We start from the raw sequence: 7,283 nt of genomic DNA on the forward strand, positions 1-7,283 counted from the left end.
TTTTCACTTGAGCGTCATCTTTTATTTTGAAGCTGTTGAATAAAAATGGGTGTTCATTCCATTTTAGGGGGAGTCGTATATGTAGGCCGGGCTGGATGCGATCTACTGTAAGTTTAATGTCTGCCACTTTTCCACTACTGACTTTTCTTTATAATCTTTTAATAATAGATTTTGTAAACGAATTCATCAATAAACACGCCATGTAGATGGTGTGCAGTATGGCTTTAAATAGAAGCTATATGGGCCTCTCTGCTTTGCGTATTTTCAAATGAGTTTCAAAGAGCAGCTTGTTCTCTAATTGCTGATCCTTTACTAGTCCCATAAGTGTTTGTACTGCGGCTCTAGCCATATCACTGATAGGGAAATGTACTGCTGATACCGTTGGATAAAGGCTTTCACATAAATCAACACTATCAAAGCTCACCATCGAGATTTTCTCTGGGACCGGGATTTTATGTTCATGTAGAAATTGCATAGCGCCAACCGTCATCTCCTCACTACAAGAAAAAAGGGCGGTCATTTCTTGATGTCGTCTATATAGAGCAGCCATTGCATCGTAACCACTTTGACGTCCGTAATCCCCTTCTTCACACCAACTCTCATCAATTTCAATCCCTGCGCTTGTCATTGCATCGACATAACCAAGCTTCCTCAGCAAACTATTATGCCGTTGTGAAGGTCCCATAATACAAGCAATGTTTCTGTGACCATTTGTTATAAGGTGCTCTACAGCAATACGACTCGCACCATAATGATTAAACGTAACACATCGTTCTTCAATACCTTCTACATGGCGATCTAGCAATACAAATGGTGTCGGCAACTTGGCAAGTTCACGTAAGTCATCATCAGAAAGGTAGCGACTATGGAGCACATACCCATCACAGCGAAGATCATGAAAACGTTGAATCGCCTCTCTCTCACCATCTGCAGAATGATGGCCTTGCGCGGTAATCAGGAACTTTTCATGGGTGTCTAATTCAGTTTGAACTTGCTCCATCATCTCCCCAAAGAACCCACCTGTATAGTAGGTCACTAACAAGCCAACCATGTTGCTTGATGAAGTAGCGAGAGAGCGAGCAATAGCACTTGGGCGATAATTGAGCTGTGCCATGGCCGCTTCGACTTTTTTTCTTGTCTCGTCTCGAAACTTACCCTCCCCATTAATAATACGAGAAACGGTAGAGCGGTTTACTCCGGCGAGTTCGGCGACATCTTTAATCCTTGCCATATGACTACTTAATCCAACTACTTGTTTTATTGAAAAGGGAGACCAAAAGTAAAGCGGCCACCAGAAAATCGTAAGGTGATTATAGGGGGTCGACGCTGGCAGCCTAAATCATACACTGACGACTTGGTAAGAAGAACTAAGTGCAGAGTAATCCGTGACTGCGATACCACACTGAAGAAGTTCCTGTTTAAGTATCGAAGAGGTCAGTACTTGTAGCTCCAACTCTCGCTGTAATGCGTAACCACTTTTATGTATTAGAGATTTATCGATTTCTGCAGGATGGCACATCACTTCGACAATATCGTATTGAGCCTTTAGGCTGAGCAAGTTCCTCATTAGTCCATCTAAATTCACGCCCTGGTCGTAAAACTCATCAGTAAAAAAATATCGAGTAGAATTACTTTCATGGCATAGTCCACTCCCACGTAAAGGCACTCGATACTTTGCAGCAAGCTCTCTAATTACGGGCAGTAATTGAGGGTGAGTGTGTGCATGATGGTGGCTATCGAGATGACTCAGGGATAAACCTAAAGCAAGGAAATGCTCTACCTGACTTTCAGCTTCTTCATACACTACCTTGGCATCGAAATCTTGTTTCTTCCACAGGTCAGCGTAACTAACAAACTCCTCCTTATTGTTAGTAAGATTAGGGTGCCCCGTTATTGGAGGCCCCGCTGTAAAACGCAGATGCACGCCAATTTTTAAATCTGGATTTTGTTTCGCCAACTCAACAGCATGCTTCTCTGCATCCATGCCTACCATCATAGTGGTCGAGTTAACAACGCCTTGCTGGTGTGCTTTGATGATTCCAATATTTACTCCTGACGTTAAGCCAAAGTCATCTGCGTTAAAAATCACTTTCATGACGATACAACCTTATCTATAACGTTGTTAATTTGAATTGAGGAAGGTATGACGCATTGACTCTCAATATGTCATCCAAAATGGATTTCGCTCGACCAATATCAGGCACTAGCGGATTATTGGTCAACGCCATAAGTGCTTTGTCATAACTGCCTTCAACGGCGGCTTCAATCGCCAATTGTTCGTAAGCCTTCACTTGATAGAGCAAACCTTTGATGTTATTAGATAGCTCCCCTACCGCGAGTGGTTTTGCCCCCCAACTACCAATCACTGCACTACACTCAATCACAGCACTATCTGGCAAACTGTTAATGGCCCCATTATTTAACACGTTAACGACGTGAATACTGTTGCGGTTGTTATAAATCGAATCAACTAGGTTCAATGACGCGTCGGAATAATAAGCTCCGCCTCGTTCCTCTAGTTCCTTCGGTTTATGGTCCAAATTAGGGTCTTGATACAACTTAAAAAGGGCAGATTCTGTTTCCATGACTTGTTCAGCACGAGTACCTTGCTCCCTAGCACTCTTTTTCTCTTCTGCTAACATAGCGTCGGTCTGATAAAAATAGCGATGGTAAGGACAAGGAATAGCACCTAAAGCTTTAAGAAAAGCAGGGTCCCATGGCTCTTCCCAAATATTTTTCATACTGAAGTTGGCACCATCTCCGACTTTTTCCAATACAGTTTGAGTAATATCTTCCCCTCTAAGCCATGCTTTGTGTACCCATACCAAGTGATTCAAACCTGCGAACTCAAGCTGCAATTCTTTTGGCTCACAATCCATCATTTCAGCGATCATCATCTCCATCGAGACTGGTACATTGCACAAGCCAAGACTCTTCACTTTGGAGTGTTTACTCACTGCTTCAGAAACTAAGCCTGCTGGGTTTGTGAAATTCAGCATCCATGCATTTGGCGCTAACTCTTCAATGTCTTTACAAATATCGAGAATCACAGGGATGGTTCGTATTGCTTTGGCAAAGCCACCTGGCCCAGTGGTTTCTTGACCGATAACGTCATACTTGATAGGGATACGTTCGTCATTAGCTCGTGCAGCTAAGCCTCCTACTCTAAATTGAGTCATTACAAAGTCAGCACCTTTGATGGCTTCTCGACGATCAAATCCCGCTTTGATTTCAATATCGGCGCCAGCCTTGTCAACCATACGCTGAGCTAACCCTTTGATGATTTCGAGCTTCTCTGCCCCCACTTCGATATCAACAAAGTGCATTTGTTTCACTGGTAGAAATTCCAAGCGCTTGATAACGCCCTCAACGAGTTCTGGTGTATAGCTACTACCACCACCAATGATGGCAAGTTTGATTGCATCTCTCGACATAATTGCTTCCCTACTTCTCTGCAAGTTGCTTGTTCAATGCGACGATTTCAACGGCCATTTCTTGAGCCAATATTGTGGTCATTAAGTGATCTTGAGCATGTACCATCACTAAGGTCATTGGCACTTTGCCTTCTCCCTGATCTTCTTCAATTAGTTGAGTTTGAACCAAATGCGCCTTGTTAATACATTCTCTTGCTTGGGATAGCTTTTCTTCAGCCGTTGCAAAATCTTTTTCTCTAGATAGACGCAATGCTTCATAGCTTAAGCTTCTGGCCTCGCCCGCATTACAGATAATTTCCATTACCACTAATTCTTGTTCCATATCTTCTCTCCAGAAAGGAGGGCTGCCAAATGACAGCCCAGATAATCATTAGGCTGTCACGCCTTCGCCTGTTGGTTTTTCTGCATTTTTCGTTTCTTTATTAGTTGGTAGCTCTTGCTCCAGCACCTGTTTCTCGAACATTTTGAAGAAAGGTAAATAAATGAAGAGGTCGAGAATAAGAAGAGCAATAACCAACAACACTGGTGAGAACGTCCAACCACTACCCCATGAGGCCCCTATGATTGCAGGGGTTGTCCAAGGTGTTGTCGCCACCCCCATACCAACAAAACCAAGATGTATAGCAAAATAAGCGATGGTTGCGTTTAAGATTGGCGCGAAAACGAATGGAATAAACAAAATTGGGTTCATCACAATTGGGCTACCAAAGATCACCGGTTCATTGATTTGGAAGAAACCCGGCACCGCACTCATGCGACCTATACTTTTGAGGTGCGCTGAACGGCTGAAAGACATCAACAAGACTAGCGCTAGAGTTGCACCCGAACCACCAATGAAGATGTAGAAATCCCAGAAGGGCTGAGTAAATACATTTGGAATTGGTTGACCGGCAACAAACGCATCGATGTTGACGCTAATGTTTGTAAGGAAGATTGGAGACAATAGTCCAACAACGATCGCTGCACCGTGAATGCCTGCAAACCATAATAATTGGCAAACAAGCAGCGCGCCGATGATCGCTGGTAAGGTATTTGAAGCACTGATCAGTGGTTTAAACATTGCCATCACCGCATCTGGGATCAGCATGTCGTATTGAGTCTGAACAAAAATACTTAATGGATATAACGTAATGAAAATCGCTAAGACAGGTAAAAGAACTTCAAAAGAACGAGCGATTGCAGGTGGGACCTGCTCTGGCATACGAATCGTAATGTTATGCTTCTTCATAAAGCGGTAGAGTTCTACCGAGAAGAAAGCACACATGACAGCAGTAAAGATACCAGTACCACCCATGTGCTTCATCGCCAAGGCACCATCTTTTGCAGGTGCAGCAACTAATAAAAAGCTCATGAGCGATAATACTGCGCTGGTGATTCCATCCATTTTGTACGCTTTAGCCAAGCTATAGGCGACCCCAAGCGAGACAAATATGGTCATTATCCCCATCGACATATTAAACGGCATCATAATAGTATCGAAATGCGTCGTCGCAAAGTCCAACCATATTTGACCTAAAGTAAACGAGGTACCCTCTTCAAATGGGGGGAAAGCAAAAATCAAAATAAAGCTACCGACAATAATAAACGGCATTGCCACAATAAACCCGTCTCTCATTGCTCTAACATGGGGCTGATTACCCACTTTAGCCGCTATTGGGGCTATATGCTTTTCGACGATTCCTATAATCGCATCATAAAGCTTCATAGAGTCCATCCTTATTTTCAGACAAAAGAATCCCGCACCAAATATTAATATTCAGTGGTACTCTTATTTATATTTAAAATTATTGAATTAGTTAATCAGATCTAAAGCTTGCTGTAGTACTTCTTCCCCTTTCATCATTCCATAAGCCTGGGGGGAAATCGCTTCTATATTTTTACCATGCTCTTGTGCGGTTTTACGTAGTTCTTCTAGCTGGAAACGAACCTGAGGACCAAGTAAGCAAACATCGTACTCTTTGATAGCCTCATCGAACGCGTTCACAGACAAAGCGTTAATTTCACATACAATTCCTTGCTTTTCAGCTGCTTGCTCCATTTTCTTAACCAGCATACTGGTCGACATTCCTGCGCTACAGCATAAAAGGATCTTTTTCATAGCCTTACTCCCATTGTGTAAATTTCAACCTGCAAAAATTGTAGCAAAAATAACCAACGCAAAAAAGCGCAACCGGTTGCATTGTTCGTGAACTGAATCCCACTTTAGAAAATACGGCCTATTTTTTATTAATTATTTAGGTCTAGGATAAAAGCCAGAAAGAAATTAAAAGCAACAACCTATATTTATAACTATCAATATATTGTTTCTGACAACGTCATAATTAATTTCCACTAAGGAATATAAAATGAAATTAAACAAACTGGCTATAATTACACTTTTAGGCACTGCCCTATCTCAATTTTCTCATGCCCAAGAAGCACCAATAGGTACCATATATTTAACCTTCGATGACGGCCCTATTAATGCATCTATCGATGTAATTAATGTGCTGAATGAACAAGGTATTAAAGGTACTTTTTATTTTAATGCTTGGCATTTAGATGGCATTGGTGATGAAAATGAAGATCGTGCTTTAGAGGCCTTAAAACTTGCTCTTGATACGGGGCATATCGTGGCTAACCACAGTTACGCACACATGATTCATAACTGTGTTGAAGAGTTTGGCCCTAACAGTGGCGCAGAGTGTAATTCAACCGGCGACCATCAAATCAACTCTTACCAAGATCCTGCTCATGATGCGGGTACTTTTACCGAAAACTTAGCCGTGTTAGAACGATACTTACCAAGTATCAACAGCTATCCAAACTATCGTGGAGAGGAATTTGCTCGACTGCCTTACACCAATGGCTGGCGTGTAACAAAGAACTTTAAGGCAGATGGTTTATGTGCAACATCTGATGATTTTAAACCTTGGGAGCCTGGTTACTTCTGTGACACTGAAAACCCTTCAAACAGCGTTAAGGCCTCGATTGAAGTGCAAAACATCTTAGCGAATAATGGATACCAAACCCATGGTTGGGACTTAGACTGGGCACCTGAGAACTGGGGTATAGCGATGCCAGCAAACAGCTTAACAGAAGCAAAACCATTCCTTACCTATGTTAATGCAGCACTTAATAGTTGTGCACCAACTACCATTAATCCTATCAACTCCAAAGCACAAGAATTTCCTTGTGGTACGCCGTTACACGCAGACAAAGTGATAGTGTTAACGCATGAATTCTTATTTGAAGATGGTAAACGAGGTATGGGAGCAACCAAAAATTTACCTAAGTTAGCTAAGTTCATTCAAATAGCTCAAGAAGCAGGATATGTCTTCGACACCATGGATAACTACACTCCGGTTTGGCAAGTTGGCAGCGCTTACGCAGCTGGCGATTACGTCACTCACTCAGGCACCGTTTACAAAGCCGTAACGACACACGTTGCACAACAAGACTGGGCGCCATCTTCAACCTCTAGCCTTTGGACTAATGCCGACCCAGCAACCAATTGGACGCTAAACGTTGCTTATGAGGAAAGTGATGTAGTGACATATCAAGGTTTACGTTACCTAGTAAACGTACCACATGTATCACAAGCCGAGTGGACTCCAAATACACAGAAAACCTTGTTCACAGCTCTATAGACTGTTCCTACTATCACCATGTAGTAGTTTGCGCGAGGCATACCCCTCGCGCTTTTTTTCTTTTTGGGGATTCAGAAATAACAAAGCCCCGACTTTCGTCGAGGCTTTATCATTTAAATATGGTACCGGTAGGCGGACTTGAACCGCCACGCCCGAAGGCAACGGATTTTGAATCCGTCGTGTATACCAATTTCACCATACCGGCATTATCTTGGGGCAT

The 7,283-nt window shown here is 42.6% G+C and carries 8 protein-coding genes and 1 tRNA gene; 1 reads left to right on the forward strand and 8 read right to left on the reverse strand.

The window, feature by feature from the left end:
• The 7 genes from AB6E08_RS22220 to AB6E08_RS22250 form a co-directional block, all read right to left on the reverse strand.
• On the reverse strand, window positions 1-127 hold a 127-nt coding region (locus AB6E08_RS22220; RefSeq protein ID WP_372160283.1), incomplete at its 3' end, for a DUF3391 domain-containing protein.
• Window positions 128-235: 108 nt separating this feature from the next.
• Window positions 236-1,231 (reverse strand): LacI family DNA-binding transcriptional regulator, encoded by a 996-nt coding sequence (locus AB6E08_RS22225; RefSeq protein WP_017101455.1) that lies wholly within the window; start codon window positions 1,229-1,231, stop codon window positions 236-238.
• Between the two features lie 108 nt (window positions 1,232-1,339).
• A complete protein-coding gene (chbG, locus tag AB6E08_RS22230) occupies window positions 1,340-2,095 on the reverse strand; it encodes a chitin disaccharide deacetylase (protein ID WP_017101456.1) in 756 nt (251 codons plus the stop codon).
• Window positions 2,096-2,111: 16 nt separating this feature from the next.
• On the reverse strand, window positions 2,112-3,434 hold the full coding sequence (locus AB6E08_RS22235) for a 6-phospho-beta-glucosidase (protein ID WP_069591647.1): 1,323 nt from the start codon (window positions 3,432-3,434) through the stop codon (window positions 2,112-2,114).
• Window positions 3,435-3,444: 10 nt separating this feature from the next.
• Window positions 3,445-3,756: a PTS lactose/cellobiose transporter subunit IIA gene (locus AB6E08_RS22240; protein WP_017100049.1), complete on the reverse strand. Its 312-nt coding sequence runs from the start codon at window positions 3,754-3,756 to the stop codon at window positions 3,445-3,447.
• A gap of 48 nt (window positions 3,757-3,804) precedes the next feature.
• On the reverse strand, window positions 3,805-5,139 hold the full coding sequence (locus AB6E08_RS22245; protein WP_017100048.1) for a PTS sugar transporter subunit IIC: 1,335 nt from the start codon (window positions 5,137-5,139) through the stop codon (window positions 3,805-3,807).
• Between the two features lie 87 nt (window positions 5,140-5,226).
• On the reverse strand, window positions 5,227-5,532 hold the full coding sequence (locus AB6E08_RS22250; RefSeq protein ID WP_029225390.1) for a PTS sugar transporter subunit IIB: 306 nt from the start codon (window positions 5,530-5,532) through the stop codon (window positions 5,227-5,229).
• Window positions 5,533-5,779: 247 nt separating this feature from the next.
• Here AB6E08_RS22250 and AB6E08_RS22255 point away from each other — a divergent pair, with 247 nt between their 5' ends.
• A complete protein-coding gene (locus AB6E08_RS22255) occupies window positions 5,780-7,063 on the forward strand; it encodes a carbohydrate-binding protein (RefSeq protein WP_017100046.1) in 1,284 nt (427 codons plus the stop codon).
• Between the two features lie 120 nt (window positions 7,064-7,183).
• Here AB6E08_RS22255 and AB6E08_RS22260 read toward each other — a convergent pair.
• Window positions 7,184-7,268, reverse strand: a tRNA-Leu gene (locus AB6E08_RS22260).
• Window positions 7,269-7,283 lie beyond the last annotated feature (15 nt).

The organism is Vibrio sp. 10N.247.310.24 (assembly GCF_041467175.1).
In the GTDB taxonomy this organism is placed as follows: domain Bacteria; phylum Pseudomonadota; class Gammaproteobacteria; order Enterobacterales; family Vibrionaceae; genus Vibrio; species Vibrio tasmaniensis_A.